Consider the following 18,227-nt stretch of genomic DNA (forward strand, 5'->3'; position numbering starts at 1 on the left):
GTCGGGCAGGCTCAGGCAAAGGCTGCCGGGACCTTTTCACTGACGACCCGACCGGCCTGCATCCGGATCAGTTGGTCGGCGATATCGAAGTAACGATCGTCGTGGGAAATGACGATGATGGTTTTGCCCAGCGCCTTCAGTTCCGGCAGCAGTTCGGTATAGAAAATGCGGCGGAACACCGGATCCTGGTCAGCGGCCCATTCATCGAACACCAGCACCGGGCGTTCTTCCAGCCAGGCGTTGAGCAGCGCCAGGCGTTTGCGTTGGCCGGTGGACAGGTCGGTGGTGCTGAAGGCACCGTCGCGGATGCTGACCTTATGAGCGATTTCCAGGCGTTCCAGGTAGCGGTTGGCATTTTCAGGCACTTGTTGATCGCCCTGGACCAGTTCATCGAACAGGTAGTAATCGGCAAAAATCGTCGTGAACAGTTGGCGATAATCGTCACGTTGAGCCGCCAGCACCGGCTCGCCATCGAGGAGGATGTCGCCGCCCTGGGGGGCATAGAGCCCCAGCAGCAGCTTGATCAGCGTGGTCTTGCCGCCACCGTTCTCGCCGACGATGAACACAATGTCGCCCTGGGCAATGGACAGGTTGACCGGTCCAAGGGCAAAGGCTTGGCTGCCGTCGACCGCCGGGAAGGCGTAATGCACGTCACGCAATTCCAGCTGCTGGATTGTCGGCTTGGCGACGCGCTTGTCATTGAGCAGCAGGTGCGGTTCGGGTGAGGAAAACTGTTCGGCCAGTTCGGCGATGCGCTTGAACGCAATGTTCGCCCGGCTGATCACCGGCAAGGTCATCACCAGGTATTCCAGCGGGCCCTTCATGTACAACAGCACCAGCACGAAACCGCTGAGCACGGCCTTATCGGTGCCCAGCCACAGCGATTGCAGGGCCAGCACCAGGCCGATAACCACAAAAAACAGCATCGAGCCGAAGGTCTTGGCCACCACGAAGGTGTTGACCGAGCGGATATTGGTGTCGCAGATGTAGTCGGCGGTGGCTTCGATGCGCTGGCTGAACATGCGCTGGCGGCGTGGGCGATGGATGCGCAGTTCCTTGGCTCCGGCGGCGATTGCGCTGTAGTGTTTCTGCAGCGCGTCTTCGGCCTCGCGGGCGTCTTCGAAGCCCCGGATGCCGCGGGCCCGGGCCACGTATTGCACGACCGTGCCGATCACCAGAGCCACCAGTAGCAACAAGAACATCGGCAGCGACAGGTAGGCCAGATAACCCAGGCAACCGAGGGTCACGGTGAAGGCGATGGCCAGTGGCGCGAACGAAAACGCGAAACTGCTGACCGTGTTGACGTCGTGGGTCAGCACCGGGATGAGCCGATGGCTGCGAAAGCGCTCGATCTGTTCGATGGGCGCCAGCAGCACTTTCTTGCCGAGGGATTTACGCAGCTCGGCGATGATGTTCTGGCCGACGTGGTTGGTGCCGATGTCGGAAAGAATCGAGGTCAGCAGGGCCGCCGCGCAGAGGCCGGCAAACTTCATCAGCATCTGGAACGTGGGCGTGACGGCGGCGTTCAGGGCGTCGTTGATGGTGGCCAGCAGCGCGGTGATGCTCAGGCCGCCCAACATGCCCAAGAGGATGGAGCCTACGACAATCAGCCTGAAGGGTTTGAGCAGGGTGAACAGTTCATTGATCACTCCGCGTGTTGGTTGGCTCATGGAGGTATCCCTGCTTGATGAAAAGGGCGAAGGCCATCGCGGGTGTTCGCCGGGAGGGCTTTAGGGCGAAGGCACGCTGGATTGGGTTGTGCCCCTCTTTAGAACGATTTGAGAGGAGGGGAATTTATTCTGTGGGAGCAAGACTTGCCCGCGATGAAGGCGACGCGGTTCCCTGTGAAATCGAGGTGTCTGCATCGCGAGCAAGCTTTGCTCCCACTTGGGGCGCCTACATATCCCGCGCCACCCGAAATCCCAGCCAATCGCCCCGTGCATCGGGGTACACCGCGTTGCGATTGCCCGAGCGGGAGAACACCGGTGCTTCGCCCCAGTCGTTGCCGCGGATGCGGCGTGCCTTGCAATCACCGCTGAGCCAGGCGCTGCCATCGCTCGGGGCGCCTACATAGTTTTCGTTGTAGCAATCGGCGGTCCATTCGTAGACGTTGCCGTGCATGTCGTACACGCCGAAGGCGTTGGGTGCGAAGCTGCCGGCCGGAGCGGTGAAGTTGTAGCCGTCGGCCGCGCCGTAGGTGTTGGCGTGCTGGGCGATGCTGTAGTCCTTGCCGTCATCGAACGGGAAGGGGAACGGGTCGGCGCTGCCGCCGCGTGCTGCGTATTCGCGCAGGGACTCGCTGACCAGTCGGTACTGTTTACCGGTCTTTTTCGACAACCACGCCACGTAGGCATTGGCCTCGGCGAAATCCATGCACACCGCCGGATGTCGGTCTGTGTACTGCTTGCGCGGGTCACTGCCCTGGTAGTCCGGGATGCCGGCCTTGCAGGCGCGACCGGGACGTTTGTCGCCGTCGGGCATCGTGTAGCCGGTGTCGCGCAGGTAGGCGAACCATTCACCCTTGAGCACCTGGAAACGACTGATCGCCAGCGGCTTGGCGAACGTCACCGGGTGCATCGGGCCTTCGTCGGGCTCGCGTCCCACTTCGTTTTCCAGGGTGCCCATCTGGAAGGTGCCGGTGGGCAGCACGACCATTTCCGGGCAGTCCTTGCAGTCGCGAAAGACCTGGCCCGGTTGCGAGGCCTGGGCGCCGGAGGGCAGCAGGGCGGCGAGGGCCAGTGCCGGGAATAGCTTCAGCGAAAAACTGTTCATCCATCTCTCTCGATAAGTCATGTTCAGAGTGTCTTGCCCAGCAACCCCATGAAGCGATCGATCTCGGCCCCCGTGTTGAGCAGCCCCGGCGCAGTACGGACCACCGGCCCCGCATCGCGATGCACGGCATCGGCGATCACGCGGTTCTTCATCAGGTAGGCGGCCACCTCGTCGCTCTCGCGGCCCTTGACCCGGAAGAAGGTGAAGCCGGCGGACAGGTCTGGGCTCAGCGGCGTGACCAGCTCGATCTGCGGTTGTGCCACCAACTGTTTTTTCAGATAGCTGTTGAGGGCATGGATCCGCGCCTGCACCTCGGCCTTGCCCAGTTGCAGGTGCAACTTGAACGCCTCGTCCGCCGCCCAGCGATGCTCGAAGGCGTGGTAGCCCCCCGGGGTCATGACCGTGGAAAACGCCGTGGCTTCGGAAAAGGTCGGGATGATCGGCGTGACGTACTTGAGCTCTTCGCTGCGGCTGCACACCAGGCCCGTGCCGCGCGGGCCGAACATCCACTTATGGGTGCCGGCGATGAAAAAGTCGCAATTCATCTCGGGGAAACTGAGGTCTTCGACGCCGAAACCGTGCACGCCGTCCACCACATAAATGATTCGCTGCTCATCGCTGCGGCCCTGGTTGTGCTGGTCCACCAGGGCGCCGATCTTGTCGATCGGCAGTTTCACGCCGCTGCCCGAATGCACCCAGGTCATGCCCAGCACCCGGGTTTCGGGGCGGATGTTGCGGTCGATGGCCGTGAGGATTTGTTCGTGGCTGGCGTCGTGGGCGTTCTCGAACAGCTTGATCTTGCGTACCCGTGTTCCGGTCCTTTGGCTGCGCAGGTCGAGAATGGTGTGGGTGGCGTAGTGTTCGTGGGCGGTGCTGAGGATTTCCTGGTCGGCTGCCACATGGACGCCGCCGTAGATCATCGACAGGCCTTCGGTGGTGCTGCCGGTGAGGGCGATCTGCTTGGGCGTCGCTTGCAGGTAGCGGCCGGCCCAGGTGCGGACGTTTTCCTCGCGTTCTTCGGTGACGCCCAGGTCCCAGTCCATCAGCAGCCCCGGGTTTTTATCCAGGGCGGCGCGGTGTGCTTCGATGGCCTCGCGCACCGGGCGCGGGTGGGTGGTGACCAGGAAATTGGAGAAGTGCAGGTAGTCCGGGTCCTGGTTGAACAGCGAGCGCAGTTGCGCCCATTTATTTTTCGGCAGCGGCGGCAGAGGAGCGGCGCTGGCCGTGGGCAGGCTGGCGGCGAGGGGCAGGCCGGCGGCGAGGGGCAGGCCGGCGGCGAGGATCCCGGCCTGCTTCAGGAAAGTGCGACGTTCATTCATGGCTGGACGGTCTTCTGGGTCGAGGCGATGGCGGGGCGGGAGGCTTTCTGGACCTGGTCCCAGACCCGCAGGAAATTGCCGCCCCACAGTTTGGCGATGTCGGCTTCGGAGTAGCCGCGGGTCAGCAGTTCGGCGGTGACGTTGCGGATGTCGCCGACGTTCTCCCAGCCTTTCACACCGCCGCCTTCGTTGAAGTCCGAACTGATGCCGACGTGGTCGATGCCGATCTTGCGCACGGTGTAGTCGATGGCGTCCCCCAGGTCCTTGAGGCTGGCCTTGGGTTCGTCTTCGAGGATGCCGTAGAGCTGGCCGGCGTATTCGCCGAATTTCTGTTCCGGCCAGGCGGCGATGATCGGGTCGCCGGGCATCAGCGCCATCGCCAGGTTGGGCAGTGGCGGCAGGTCGAAACGCTCACGCAGGGCGTTGAGTTTGTCCTGGGTCTTTTGCGTCAGCGGGCGCAGGTACTGGGAGAAGCCGACGATCTGCACCACGCCGCCGCTGGCCTTGATCAGTTGCATTTCCTTGTCGCTGAGGTTGCGTGGAATGTCCACCATCGCCCGTGGCGCCGAATGGGAGGCCACCAGCGGCGTGCGGCTCAGTTGCGCGACTTGCTCCAGGGCCTGGGTCGACATCTGCGACACGTCAATGATCACGCCCAGGTCGTTCAGGCGCGTCACCGCTTGCTTGCCGATATCCGACAGGCCGCCGAGGGCGTCGGGCGAATCGTTGAAGAACGGTAGTGGACGCGAGGAGTCGGCCCAGTCGTTGTTGCCGATGTAGCTGAAGCCGAACATGCGCATGCCCCGCGCTGTCCACAGGTCCAGCAGGTTCAGGTCGTGGCCCAGGGGATAGGCGTTGAGCATGCTGATGAAGATCGCGAACTTGCCTTCGCCGTGCAGGCGGCGGAAATCATCCGGGGTGTAGGCGATGGCGACCTGGTTGGGGAAGTCGCGGACCATGCCGGTGATGATCTTGTAGCGCACTTCCTGCTGGTTGCGCGCTTCCTCGACGAAGCCGGCGGTGGGCTTGTGCGGGGCGTTGGGTCCGTTCCACAACTCCGGCCAGCCGAACACCGTCAGGGCCGCGCCGGACAGGTGGCCGCGGTTGGCTTTGACCAGGTCGAACTGACCCTTGCCGTCCTTGTCGGCTTCGTTGCCAGCGGTGCCGAAATCCAGCGGCACGGTGATGTGGCTGTCGAAGGACAGCAGGCGTTCGTGCAGTTCCCTGGCTTCTTTCATCACCTTGACCGGGTAGCCGGGGTTGTCCCGCCACCAATGGTCCCAAGCCGCGACGCCAGCACCGACGGCCAACGCCAGGGCCAGGGGCAGGCCGATGAAAAGAGCCTTTTTCGAACGAGGTGTTGTCATTGCCGATCTCAGTCAGGTTCGCCTTGGAAGGACAGGCGCGGGGGCCTTTGCTATCTGGGGAGAACGAGTGATCGGCGGGGAAATTTAGGCGTCCTCGGGGCCGCCATCGCGAGCAAGCTTTGCTCCCACAGTGCAATTGCAATGGGTTTCACCTGTGGGAGCAAAGCTTGCTCGCGAGGCGACCTTACAGCTGACCAGCCTCTGCCGAATGTACTCAGCTCCCCTGTGGGAGCGAGCCTGCTCGCGATGAGGCCGTAACAGCCCCTATAAATTTGTCAGCCCCCCCATCGTTCTAGCTTGGATAAAGCCCGCTCCAGGGCCGAACACAGGTAAGGCAATGACGATTTCTCGACGATGGTTCATGGCAGGCCTGGCGCTGACCGGTGCCGCCGTGCCTGCGGTGTATTACGGGCATCGCGAACTGACCCGACCGGACCTGAGCATCACCCCCGGCGAGGCCTCGTTCGACGTGGCTGACGTAGCGGGCCAGCGCCGGGCCGATACGTTGCGGGGCATCTGGACGATCCGTTTCACCGGCCGCGACGCCGGCCTTGAAGGCTTGCCCCAGGACGATCTGCAGGTCTTCCTCGATATCGGCCAGAGGGGCCGTGGCCTGGTGGGCTACCTCGACAGCGCCGAACGCTTGCGCGGCGCCGACGAGCCGCGTTATCGGGTGTTGGGCGACCTGGCCGGCACCGACCCGAAGCAACTGAGCTGGCGGCTGATGAGTGCTCGACAGGACGCGCCGGACTATGAATTCACCATGACCCTGGACGAAGTCTGGGCCAGCTTTGGCAATGCCGGCAGCGCCACCCTCAGTGGTCGTGTGTGGCGCCTGGACCGTCCCTTGGCGCTGCCTGAACAGGACAATCATTTCATCGCCCTCAAGCAGCGTTTCCCCGAGGCTCGGGAGCGCACGCCGCTGAGCCCGGCGCTGCTGGCCTGGCTGGTGTCGCCCGAGCATCGGCTGTTCCACCAGCTCTGGCATGCCACCCGGGACAAATGGCACACCCTGGACGAGGACAAGCGCAACGCCCTGCGCGGCATCGGTTGGCAGCCTGGGCCTCGGGATCAGGAGCGTGATGCTCGCGGCAAGCGCAAGGATCGCAACGGCTCGGGCGTGGACTTCTTTTTCATGCACCGGCACATGCTCGGCACGGCGCGTTCGTTCCAGCCGCTGCCGTCGTGGTCGCACTTCCCCTTGCCGCAACCGGAGCTTGAGCGCGATCGCCTTGGGTTCGCCCGCTACCTCGACAACCACGATGGCACGGCCTTGCCGCCGACCTGGCTGGCCAGGGGAGACGAGCAGTACGCCCAGTGGGTCAGCGACATCAAGACCGCCGAGACGTACCACAGCAATTTCCAGGTCTGGGAATCACGCTACCGCGACCCGCGCTACCTGTCGAAGCTGACCCTGGGTCAGTTTGGTTCGGAAGTGGAACTGGGCCTGCACGACTGGCTGCACATGCGCTGGGCTTCGGTGCCACGCGACCCGTCCAACGGCCACCCGGTACCGTTCGCCCGCGACCCGTCGGACTTCGCCCAGCGTTGGTTCGCCCCGGAAAACGACTTTCTCGGCGATCCGTTTTCCTCCCACGTGAACCCGGTGTTCTGGGCCTTCCACGGCTGGATCGACGACCGTATCGAAGACTGGTTCCGTGCCCACGAACGTTTCCACCCGGGGGAAGTGAGCCGGCTTGAAGTCAACGGCGTGCCCTGGTTTGCCCCGGGCCGCTGGGTGGAAATCGCCGACCCTTGGCTAGGCCCGGATACCCACGGTTGCAGCACCACGCCGGGGCTGCAGGTTGGGCGTTCGGTGGAAATGGACCCGGAAACCATGAAACTGGCGCTGCGCATCACCTTCGGCAGCGACGACAAAAAACTCTCCGAACTGTTCCGCCGCGTACCGCAACGGCCGTGGTATGCGCGCAATCTCAAATCCAAACCGGTTTAACCCTTCCTAACTGGATGAACACCATTGACTGATCGTTCCCACGCTCTGCGTGGGAACGCCTCTACGGACGCTCTGCGTTCGGCTCTTTGGGACGCGGAGCGTCCCTGGCTGCATTCCCACGCGGAGCGTGAGGAACGATCTTCACAGCCCCCGCGACCTGATCGTTCCCACGCTCTGCGTGGGAACGCCTCTACGGACGCTCTGCGTTCGGCTCTTTGGGACGCGGAGCGTCCCTGGCTGCATTCCCACGCGGAGCGTGAGGAACGATCTTCACAGCCCCCGCGACCCGATCGTTCCCACGCTCTGCGTGGGAACGCCTCTACGGACGCTCTGCGTTCGGCTCTTTGGGACGCGGAGCGTCCCTGGCTGCATTCCCACGCGGAGCGTGAGGAACGATCTTCACAGCCCCCCGCGACCCGATCGTTCCCATGCTCTGCGTGGGAACGATCGAAATGTAAAGGCCTACATGACCTGCCAACCCCCACCCAACGCCTTGTACAACGCCACGCTCGCCTGCACCCGCGCCAATCGCAATTGCACGTTCATGTCCTGGGCGGCGAAGAGGGTGCGTTGGGTTTCCAGTACGGTAAGCAGGTCTTCGGCGCCGGCCTGGTAGCGGCGTTGGGCGATGTCGAAGGCGGTCTGGGCCTGGTGCAGTTCTTCGCTTTGCCACTGCCGTTGGCGGTCCAGGCCGTTGATGCCGTTCAGGGCTTTTTCGACGTCGGCGAAGCCGTTGATGATGGCGGCGCGGTAGAGGTCCAGCAGTTCCTCCTGGCGCGCGATGGTCCTGTCTCGTTCGGCCTTCAGGCGGCCATTGTTGAATATCGGCGCGGCCAGGCCGGCGCCGAGGTTGTAGACGTTGTTGCGCAGCAACTGGTCGGCGATGTCGGCGCCGGTGGCGAGGCTCAGGCCCAGGGTCACGCTGGGCAGCATGGCGGCGCGGGCGACGGTGATGTCGGCCTGGGCGGCGGCGAGGCGGGCTTCGGCGGCGGCGATGTCCGGGCGGCGGCTCAGCAATTGGCTGGGCACGCCAGCGTCGATGGCCGGCCAGTGCAGGCGGTCGAAACTGTCGTCGTCGAGTGTGACCGACTGCACCGGTTGCCCCAGCAGCGTCGCCAGGGTAATCAAGGCTTCGCGGGCCTGTTGCTGCACCTGGGGCAAGCGGCGTTGCTGGGCCGCCACCAGGCTTTTTTGCTGGGACAGTTCCAGGGCAGTGGCGCTGCCGGCGTCGTAGCGGGTCTGCACCAGATCGAGTACGCGTTGGGCGTTGCCCAGGTTCTGTTCGGCGATGCGCTGTTGCTCGCGCAGGGACAAGGCCTGGGTGTAGTTGTTGGCGACGCCGCTGAGCAGGGTCAACTCCACCGTCGCGCGGTCGAACTGGCTGGCCGACAACGTCTTCAACGCACTGTCCCGGGCCGCCCGTTTGCCGCCCCAGAAATCCAGCTCATAAGTGGCACTGAGGTTGGCGTCGTAGTAATCGATGGTGCGGTTGTTCCGATCCACATCCAGCTGGCTGTAGCCCTTGCCGCGCAACAACTGCTGGCGATTGCCGTTGAGCCCGGCCGTGACCGCTGGCAGCAACGGCGCGCCGGCGATCACCGCGCTGGCCTCGGCCTGGCGCACCCGAGCCATGGCAGCGGCGAGGTCGTGGCTGTCCAGGCGCGCTTGCTCGATCAAGCGGTTCAATTGCGGGCTACCGAAGTGCGTCCACCATTGCTGGTTATCCGCTCGTGCGCCGGGCGTATCGAGTTTCTGCCAGGCCGGTGGCGGTTGGAGGCCGCTGTCTGGTGCCGACAAAGGGGTGCCGCAGGCCACCAGTAAAAGACTGGCGGCCAGGAGGGTCAGGTGGACTTTCATAGCGTGGGGTTCATTCACTGGTAAGGGCCGCGACCGGGTCGAGGCGGGCGGCCTTGCGGGCCGGCATGAAACCGAAGACAACGCCGGTGACCAGGGCGCAGCCGAAGGCGCCGAACACCGCCAGCCATTCGAAGGCCACGGCGATATTGCCCAGCAGCAACGCGCCGCCCACCAGCAGGGCCAGGCCGATACCGGCGAGCCCGCCGACCACCGAGAGCATCACCGCTTCGGTGAGAAATTGGCGCAGGATGTCGCGCTGCCGGGCGCCGGTAGCCATGCGGATGCCGATCTCGCGGGTGCGTTCGCGCACGGTCATGAGCATGATGTTCATTACGCCGATGCCACCCACCAACAGTGAAATCGCGGCGATGGCGCCGAGCATCAGCGACAGCGTGCCCTGGGTGCGCGCCTCGGCCTGGATCATCGCGGCGTTGTTGGTCAGTTCGAAATCCTGCTTGCCGTCGTGCAGGCGCAACAGCGTCCGCGAGACGGCTTGCTCGGCCTGCTGGACCTTACCCGCGTCCTTGGCGGCGATCACCACGTACTCGGGATGACGCGTGCCGAACAGCCGCACGCTGGCGGCGGAGTAGGGCACCGCCACACGGTTGTCGGCGTCGGAGTCCCCGGAGCTGGCGCCTTTTTCGGCCAGTACGCCGACCACTTGGAACGGCACGTTCTCGATCAGGATGTAGCGGCCGATGGGGTCGGCGACATCCTTGAGCAGTTTCTGCCGGACCCTGTGGCCGATCACCGCCACTGCCGCGGCGCTGCGTTCGTCGGCTTCGCTGAAGTAGCTGCCCTCGGCCACCGGCCAATTGAAGATGGTCGGGAAATTGGTGTCGTTGCCGCCGACATAGCTGGTGTGGTCGAGGTTGCCGAAACGCACGCTGGCGTTGGCACCGTTGACCGGCATGATCCGTTGCACCTCGGGCAGGGCGGCGAGGGCGGCCAGGTCGTACTCGCTGATGATGCCCTTGGCGGCGCGCGGGTTTGGCGCGGTGCCGTTGAGGTAGATGATGTTCGAGCCGAAGGCGCCCATCTGGGCCATGACCTGGCGCTTGCTGCCTTCGCCCACGGCCAGCATGACCACCACCGAGGCCACGCCGATGACGATGCCCAGTAGCGTCAGGGCGGTGCGAAAGCGATTGATCCACATGACCCGCCACGCCGCTTGTACCGCGTCCACCAGCTCACCTTTCCAGGCGCCGTTGTGTTCGCTGCCGGCACTCAGGCGCTGGCGCAGGTCCACGGCTTGCAGTGCCTTTGGGTTGGCTGGCACCTCGCTCGGCAAGGAGCTGGCGCTGTCGCTGATGATCAGTCCGTCGCGGATCTCGATGATGCGCTTGGCCCGGGCCGCCACTTCGCGGTCGTGGGTGATCAGGATCACCACATGGCCCTGGCTCGCCAGCTCGTCGAGCAAGGCCATGACTTCGATGCCGCTCTGGCTGTCGAGGGCGCCGGTGGGTTCGTCGGCGAGGATGATGTGGCCGCCATTCATCAAGGCGCGGGCTATCGACACTCGTTGCTGCTGGCCGCCGGACAATTGATGGGGGCGGTTGCCGGTGCGGCTGGCCAGGCCCAGGCGCTCGAGCAGGGCGCTGGCCCGGGCGTGGCGCTCGGCGGCCGAGGTGCCGGCGTAGATGGCCGGCATCTCGACGTTTTCCTGGGCGGTGCCAGAGGGGATCAGGTGATAGCCCTGGAACACGAAACCGAACGCTTCGCGCCGCAACCAGGCCAGTTCATCGTTGCCCAGATTGGCGACGTCTTCGCCGGCGAAACGGTACTCGCCACTGGTGGGGCGGTCGAGGCAGCCGAGGATGTTCATCAAGGTGGATTTGCCGGAGCCGGACGCCCCGACAATCGCCAGGAATTCCCCTGCGTGAATGGCCAAGTCGATGCCGCGCAGCACCTCCACCCGAGGGCTGTCGCCACCGCCGTAGGCCTTGCGAATGTCCCGCAGTTCGATCAGGGGCGTGTTCATTCAGCCTCCGCTGCCGCTGGCCGGGCCGATCAGCACCCGGTCGCCTTCGCTCAGGCCGTCGACAATTTCGGTGCGCAGCCGATCACTGACGCCAGTGCGAACGGTGCGCGGCTGGACATCGCCATTGTCGGCCAGCACCCGCACCTGGCCGGTGTCCTGCAAGGCGGCGATGGGCACGGTCAGCACGTCGTTGGCTTGGGCGGCGACAAAAAACACCTGGGCGGTCATGTCGGTCATCAGCGCGCGGTCGGCATTGTCGACGTCGAGCAACACGGTGTAGAGCACCACCCGTTCGCTGCCGCTGCGCCCACCGCTGGGGCTGCCGCCCTGGCTGGCTTCCAGCGGACGTGGCGGCACCGGGAGGATCTGGCGAACGGTGCTGCTCCAGCGCCGACTGCCGCCGGCCAGGGTGGTGAAGTAAGCGGTCATGCCCGGTTTGACGTGGCCGATGTCGGCTTCCGAAACTTCGGCCCAGACGGTCATCGGCGACAGGCGCGCGATGCGCAGGATCAACGGGGTTTGCTGCTGGGCGTTGAGGGTCTGGCCTTCCCGGGCACCGACGGCGACCACGGTGCCGCTCATCGGCGCATAGATGCGCGTATAGCCCAATTCAGCCTCGTCGCTGCGCAGGCTGGCCTGGGCCTGGCGGATCTGCGCCTGGAACATGTCGATGCGTGCCTGGGTCGCTCGCACTTCGGCCTGGGCTGTCTGCACGTCTTCCTCGCGGGTGGCGCCGCCGGCCTTGAGTTGCTGCTGGCGGCGGGATTTCTGCTGCGCCAGGTCGTGCTGGGCGCGCTGTTCCTGGAGCTGGGCCTTGAGGTTCTCGATGGAAAAACGCCCGGCGTCGAGCCGGGCTTTTTGTGTGGATGGGTCGATTTCGACCAGCAACTGGCCTTCGCGCACCTCGTCGCCGGCTTCCACATGAATCTTCTGGATCTGCCCGGACGCCTGGGCGCCGACGTCGACATAACGCCGCGGTTGCAGGGTGCCCAGGGCGGTGACGCTGTTTTCTATATCGCCACGGGTGACGGGCGCGGTGACCAGGGGCGCCCGGCTTGGCGCGACCGCTTGCCACGCGGCGAAGGCCACGGCCGGAAGCAGAGCGAAGGTGAGAAGCCAGGCGCGTCGGGTAGGGCGGGGACGTTTCATGCGGGGTTCCGGCCGGTGATATCGGGCCCGTCCCAGGAAGGGCAGGGACGGGAGGCTGTTCTGGTAAACGAGCGTTCCGGGCGGGAATTTACTGGTGTGAAACACTTGTAGGAGCGGGAGCAAGCTCCCTCGCCACAACAGCGGTTCTCGGCGCCACTGCAAATGAATGAATCAGCCCGGATACAAACCAAAGCTTTAAATCTATATGAGAATTACTATAAATTACGCGATTGAATCTGCCACCATCGTGCCATTGCCTGTCCCGGGCATGCCGAGTGGGCACGGATAGCGGTCGCAGCCATTGCGCACGGGAGTCATGTTGGAAAACTACTATCGCGAGCTGGTGTGTTTCCTGAACGCCAGGCTAGGCAACCGCCAGGCGGCCGAGGATGTGGTGCATGACGCCTATGTACGGGTGCTGGAGCGCGCCAGCGACACCCCCATTGAACAGCCCCGGGCGTTCCTCTATCGCACGGCATTGAACCTGGTGATCGACGGGCATCGGCGCAATACCCTGCGCCAGGTCGAATCCCTGGAGGTGCTGGACAGCGAAGAGCGCTTCTTCACCCCGTCGCCCCATTCCAGTCTCGACCACGGCCAGCGCCTGGACATGCTCCAGCGTGCCCTGGCCGAGCTGCCGCCGCTGTGCCGCGAGAGCTTCCTGCTGCGCAAGCTCGAAGGCCTGTCCCACCCGCAAATCGCCGAGCGCCTGGGCATTTCCCGGGCACTGGTGGAAAAACACATCGTCAACGCCATGAAGCACTGCCGCGTTCGCGTGCGGCAGTGGGACGCGCATTAATCTGCCCACGCCGGTCGCCTCGCGGTAAATTTTTTTTCATTGTCCTCGTTCCTCTCAACACACGACTTGTTGGCCCCCTAAACGCTGGGCAGGTCACCCCAGGCTTTTCGCGCCCTGTTGAGGGCTTTTCCAGAGGACACTGGACATGACACAGGCAATTGCATCGCCCATCGTTCACGACTTGATCGGCATCGGTTTCGGCCCCTCGAACCTGGCGCTGGCCATCGCGCTGCAGGAGCGCGGGTCGGTCCAGGGCGAGCTGGACGTGCTGTTCCTCGACAAGCAGGCCGACTACCGCTGGCACGGCAACACCCTGGTGACTCAGAGCGAGTTGCAGATTTCCTTTCTCAAGGACCTGGTGACCCTGCGCAACCCGACCAGCCCGTATTCGTTCGTCAATTACCTCAAGCACCATGGCCGCCTGGTGGACTTCATCAACCTCGGCACCTTCTACCCGTGCCGCATGGAGTTCAATGACTACCTGCGCTGGGTGGCCGGGCATTTCACCGAGCAGAGTCGCTATGGCGAAGAAGTACTGCGCATCGAACCGCTGCTGCACAACCAGCAGGTCGAGGCGCTGCGGGTGATTTCCCGCAATGTCCAGGGCGAAGAATTGGTCCGCAGCAGCCGTGCGCTGGTGGTCAGTGCCGGCGGCACGGCGCGCATCCCCGAGGCGTTCAAGGCGTTCAAGGACGACGCGCGGGTGTTCCACCATTCCCAGTACCTGGCGCGTATGGCGAGCCAGCCGTGCGTGAAGGGCCAGCCGATGAACATCGCGATCATCGGCGGTGGGCAGAGCGCGGCGGAGGCCTTCATCGACCTCAACGACAGCTTCCCTTCGGTGCAGGTCGACATGATCCTGCGCGGCTCGGCCCTCAAGCCGGCGGACGACAGCCCGTTCGTCAACGAAGTGTTCTCGCCGGAGTTCACCAACCTGGTGTTCCAGCAACCCCACAGCGAGCGCGAGCGCCTGGTCAACGAGTACCACAACACCAACTATTCGGTGGTGGACATCGACCTGATCGAACGCATCTACGGGATTTTTTATCGCCAGAAAGTCTCCGGCATCGCCCGTCATGCGTTCCGCACTCTCACGACGGTGGAGAAGGCCACGGCCACCGACGCCGGCGTGGAGCTGGCAGTGCGCAACAACGCCACCGGCGAACTGACCGTGCGCCGCTATGACGCCGTGGTGCTGGCCACCGGTTACGAGCGGCAGATGCACCGCACCCTGCTGGAGCCGCTGGCTCAGTACCTGGGGGATTTCGAGGTGGATCGCAACTACAAGCTGATCACCGACGAGCGCTGCAAGGCGGCGATCTACATGCAGGGCTTCTGCCAGGCCAGCCATGGCCTGAGCGACACCTTGCTGTCAATCCTGCCGGTGCGCGCCGATGAAATCGCCGGCTCGCTGTATGAGCACGGGAACAATCGCGGGCAGGCGCGTCCGGTGCGCGATCAGTTGCTTGCCGCCGTATAGGCCCTGTGGGAGCGAGCTTGCTCGCGAAGGCGTAGTGTCAGTCACTTCAATATTGGCTGAACTGACGCCATCGCGAGCAAGCTCGCTCCCACAGGTCATAGGCCTGGCCTTGGGTCACTCGCAGGAAATTCTTCAGAAACTTCCTACACTCACTTCACAGCCTCCTGCTGTTTGAAAGGCTCGGTTCGCTGTTCCCTCGTATTGGCAGTCTGAACCCCTCAGCCGGTCCACCCTGACTGAATGTGCAGTCGACGGTGCGCCGGGCCGACTACGCCAAGCGAAACACCCTGACCAGATGATGCTGCTTCTTCGCACAGGCCTGGTGGCGCTGTTGCTGGGCTCATTGAGTGTGGTGCCACCGGTGGGCGCGGCCCCCGAGGCGCTGCAGGTGCTCGGGCGCTCCAATGTGAGCGATTATTCGGTGTCCCTGGACGATGCCGACTGGACCTGGCTGCGCCAGAAGGGCCCGTTGCAACTGGGCGCCTCGGCGCCGGACTACGCGCCGTTCAGCATCACCGGCAATGGTCGCGACTATGAAGGCCTGACCGCCGACTATGCGCAATTGCTCGGGCAACTCCTGCACGTCAAGGTGCAGGTCCAGCGCTATCCATCCCGTGCCGAATCGCTCCAGGCCCTGCGCGGCGGTGAGATCGACATGCTCGGCACCGCCAACGGCTTCGAAGCCGCCGATCGGGACCTGGCGATGTCCCAGGCCTATGCCGATGACCTGCCCACCCTCGTGGCCCGCATCGACGACAGCCAGGACTTGCCCACCGACCTGGCGGGCAAGCGCGTGGCGATGCTGTATCACTACTTGCCGCCGGAGACGGTCGAGGCGTTTTATCCCGAGGCTTCCTTGCGGTTGTTCCCCTCGACCTTGAGCGCCATCGGTGCCGTGGCGTTTGGTCAGGCCGACGTTTATCTGGGGGATTCGATCAGTTCCAACTACCTGATCAGCAAGAATTACCTGAACAATATTCAACTGGCCGATTTCTCGCGCATGGAAGTGCAGCCGTTCGCCTTCGCGGTCAGTCGCGACAACGCGCGCCTGTTGCGCATCATCAATGCCGCGCTGCAAGCCATTCCCGCCAGCGAACACATGAGCATCCTGCGGCGCTGGAGTGCCGGCGGCGTGAGCCTGCCAGGGCAGCAGGCACTGCATTTCAGCGTCAAGGAGCAGCGCTGGCTGGATGCCCACCCACGGATCAAAGTCGCCGCCAACGAAAACTTCCTGCCGCTGACGTTCTTCGATGAACAGGGCCATTTGCGCGGTATCGGCGCCGATGTGCTGGCGAGGATCAGCTTGCGCACCGGTTTGAAATTCGATGTGCAGCGTGGCGGCTCGGTTGACGATTTGATCGGCCAGATCAAGAGCGGCAAGGCCGATGTCTTGGCGACCGCCATACCCAGCACCGAACTCGAAGACGAGTTGCGCTTTACCCGACCGTACCTGACGAATCCGTTCGTGCTTGTGGTGCCCGCTCGGGCCAAGGGCCCGCTAACCCTGGACCAGATGGCTGGCAAGCGCCTGGCGCTGGTGCGCGGCAGCGTGTTGCGCGAGTTCCTGCTGGAGCAGTTCCCCCGCGTGCAGTTGGTGACGGCACAAAACACCGCCGACGCCATGGCCATGGTCGCCGCCGGCACGGCGGACGCTGCGGTCAATCCGTTGATCAGCGCCCGCTACATGATCTCCCGCCAGTATCGCGACAAGCTGCAGGTCACCAGTACTGTCGGCACCTTGCCCGCGCGCGTTGCGTTGGCGACGAACCGGGGCGCATTGGAGCTTTACTCGATTCTCGACAAGGCGCTGTTGAGCATTTCTCCCGAAGAGATGGACGAGCTGACCAACCGCTGGCGCAGTGAGGTAGTGATCGACGACAGTTACTGGCTGCGCAACCGCACCACGATTCTCCAGGGGTTCACTGTCGCTGCGCTGCTGTTGCTGGTGACCTTGGGCTGGGTCATTTACTTGCGGCGCCTGCTGGAGCAATTGCGCGTCGCCAAGGAAAGCGCCGACGACGCCAATCGGGCCAAGACCACCTTCGTGGCGACCATGAGCCATGAGATCCGCACACCGATGAACGCGGTGATCGGCCTGCTGGAACTGGCCCTGAAAAAAGCCGACCAAGGCGTCGTGGACCGGTTCGCCATCGAGGTCGCGTCGGGGGCCGCCCATGGCATGCTGGACTTGATCGGCGACATCCTCGACATCGCTCGCATTGAGTCGGGCAAGCTGTCGCTGGCGCCGCAACGGGCCAATCTGCACGAATTGACCGAGTCGGTGGCGCGGATTTTCGAGGGCCTGGCCCGGCAGAAACACCTGCGCTTGCAACGGGTGCTGGACGCCGGGGTCAACCGTGACGTGTTGATCGACCCGTTGCGCTTCAAGCAGATCGTCTCGAACCTGTTGAGCAACGCCATCAAGTTCACCGACCAGGGCGAGGTGCGCCTGAGTGTGAGCGGCGAGCCGGACGTTGAACACGGGCGCCTGGGCATTTGCCTGCGAGTCGAGGACACCGGCTGCGGGATTTCGCCTGAGGACCAGCGTCGCCTGTTCAGCCCCTTTACCCAGGCCACCCACACGACCCAGTCGGCCCGCAGCGGTTCCGGGCTGGGGTTGGTCATCAGCCGCACGTTGTGCGAAATGATGGGCGGCACCCTGACGTTGCGCAGCGCGGCGGGGGCGGGCACGCAGGTCGAGATCCTGCTGGACCTGCCCCTGCTCGATGCCTTGCCGACCGCGCCGCCTGTCGAGGCCGAGGCGCTGGTGCCGGGCCGGGCGCTGAGTATCCTGGTGGTCGACGACTACCCGGCCAATCGCTTGTTGCTGTCCCAGCAACTGGGCTACCTGGGCCATCGTGTCCAGGAAGCGCAGAACGGTGTCGAAGGTCTGCACGCCTGGCGCAGCGAGCACTTCGATGTGGTCATCACTGATTGCAACATGCCCTTGATGAGCGGCTATGAACTGGCGCGGGCCATTCGCGACGAAGAGCATGCGCAAAACCTCTCGCCCGGGGTGATCCTGGGGTTCACGGCCAATGCCCAACCTGAGGAAAAGGACCGCTGCGCCGAGGCCGGGATGGACGATTGCCTGTTCAAACCCATCAGTCTTCGGGCGCTCAACGCGTGCCTGGCTTCGGTCACGCCGGACGTGGGGGCGCCTCAGCCCGACGACGGCATCGATTTGACCAGCCTGGAACAACTGACCGGCGGCGACACGACCGCCATCAGGGCACTGCTGGAAGAACTGGTCAGCAGCAATGCCGACGATCTAGCGCGACTGTTGCATCTGTCCAGCCGACAAGACTTGCCGGGCCTGGCGGACCTGGCGCACCGGATCAAGGGTGGAGCGCGGATCGTTCAGGCGCAACGCCTGATCGCCGCCTGCGAAGCGCTGGAAAACGCTTGTCGGGGCGACGACACGTTGTTGCTCGCCCAAGCCGTGGAAGATATTCGCCAAGCCATCGAGCACCTGGCGGAACAACTGAAGACCTAACAAGGGCTTCGTCTGGCTTCATTTTAGGAATAGTCCTACATCGTCTTTCAAAA

Annotated in this window: 11 protein-coding genes; 4 read left to right on the top strand and 7 right to left on the bottom strand. The window is 64.1% G+C overall.

Translation table 11 applies throughout. The features are described 5' to 3' along the window. Positions 1-11: 11 nt before the first annotated feature. From AB4O09_RS10505 to pvdM, 4 genes are all read right to left on the bottom strand, one after another. Complete coding sequence (locus AB4O09_RS10505; protein WP_003203965.1) at positions 12-1,670, bottom strand: cyclic peptide export ABC transporter; 1,659 nt, start codon at positions 1,668-1,670, stop codon at positions 12-14. Between the two features lie 226 nt (positions 1,671-1,896). Further along, positions 1,897-2,772: a dihydropyoverdine dehydrogenase gene (gene pvdO / locus AB4O09_RS10510; protein WP_003203963.1), complete on the bottom strand. Its 876-nt coding sequence runs from the start codon at positions 2,770-2,772 to the stop codon at positions 1,897-1,899. Between the two features lie 23 nt (positions 2,773-2,795). Beyond that, positions 2,796-4,091, bottom strand: a complete 1,296-nt coding sequence (pvdN, locus tag AB4O09_RS10515) for a pyoverdine-tailoring periplasmic protein PvdN (RefSeq protein WP_460108165.1) — start codon at positions 4,089-4,091, stop codon at positions 2,796-2,798. Further along, positions 4,088-5,458: a pyoverdine-tailoring dipeptidase-like protein PvdM gene (pvdM, locus tag AB4O09_RS10520; RefSeq protein WP_013693933.1), complete on the bottom strand. Its 1,371-nt coding sequence runs from the start codon at positions 5,456-5,458 to the stop codon at positions 4,088-4,090. The genes pvdN and pvdM overlap by 4 nt, the downstream gene beginning before the upstream one ends. A gap of 337 nt (positions 5,459-5,795) precedes the next feature. Here pvdM and pvdP point away from each other — a divergent pair, with 337 nt between their 5' ends. Then, positions 5,796-7,412 carry a pyoverdine maturation tyrosinase PvdP gene (pvdP, locus tag AB4O09_RS10525; RefSeq protein ID WP_028237323.1) on the top strand — a complete coding sequence of 539 codons (1,617 nt, stop codon included), beginning with the start codon at positions 5,796-5,798 and terminating at the stop codon, positions 7,410-7,412. 462 nt (positions 7,413-7,874) lie between these two features. Here pvdP and AB4O09_RS10530 read toward each other — a convergent pair whose 3' ends face one another. Genes AB4O09_RS10530 through AB4O09_RS10540 form a run of 3 tightly spaced genes read right to left on the bottom strand, consistent with a single transcriptional unit; the run spans position 7,875 to position 12,399 of the window. Continuing rightward, complete coding sequence (locus AB4O09_RS10530; protein ID WP_060614041.1) at positions 7,875-9,269, bottom strand: efflux transporter outer membrane subunit; 1,395 nt, start codon at positions 9,267-9,269, stop codon at positions 7,875-7,877. Positions 9,270-9,279: 10 nt separating this feature from the next. After that, entirely contained in the window at positions 9,280-11,250 is a 1,971-nt protein-coding gene (locus AB4O09_RS10535) for a MacB family efflux pump subunit (protein WP_039012690.1), read from the bottom strand. Next, positions 11,251-12,399, bottom strand: coding sequence for an efflux RND transporter periplasmic adaptor subunit (locus AB4O09_RS10540; RefSeq protein WP_027912965.1), 1,149 nt, complete (start codon positions 12,397-12,399; stop codon positions 11,251-11,253). Positions 12,400-12,715: 316 nt separating this feature from the next. Here AB4O09_RS10540 and AB4O09_RS10545 point away from each other — a divergent pair, with 316 nt between their 5' ends. The 3 genes from AB4O09_RS10545 (at position 12,716) to AB4O09_RS10555 (ending at position 18,174) form a co-directional block, all read left to right on the top strand. Continuing rightward, positions 12,716-13,198, top strand: coding sequence for a sigma-70 family RNA polymerase sigma factor (locus AB4O09_RS10545; protein ID WP_003203940.1), 483 nt, complete (start codon positions 12,716-12,718; stop codon positions 13,196-13,198). A 145-nt stretch (positions 13,199-13,343) separates the two neighbouring features. Continuing rightward, positions 13,344-14,678, top strand: a complete 1,335-nt coding sequence (locus AB4O09_RS10550) for a lysine N(6)-hydroxylase/L-ornithine N(5)-oxygenase family protein (protein WP_123423077.1) — start codon at positions 13,344-13,346, stop codon at positions 14,676-14,678. 295 nt (positions 14,679-14,973) lie between these two features. After that, complete coding sequence (locus AB4O09_RS10555; RefSeq protein WP_003203938.1) at positions 14,974-18,174, top strand: transporter substrate-binding domain-containing protein; 3,201 nt, start codon at positions 14,974-14,976, stop codon at positions 18,172-18,174. Positions 18,175-18,227 lie beyond the last annotated feature (53 nt).

The sequence above is a fragment of the Pseudomonas sp. H1_F01 genome (assembly GCF_054681425.1).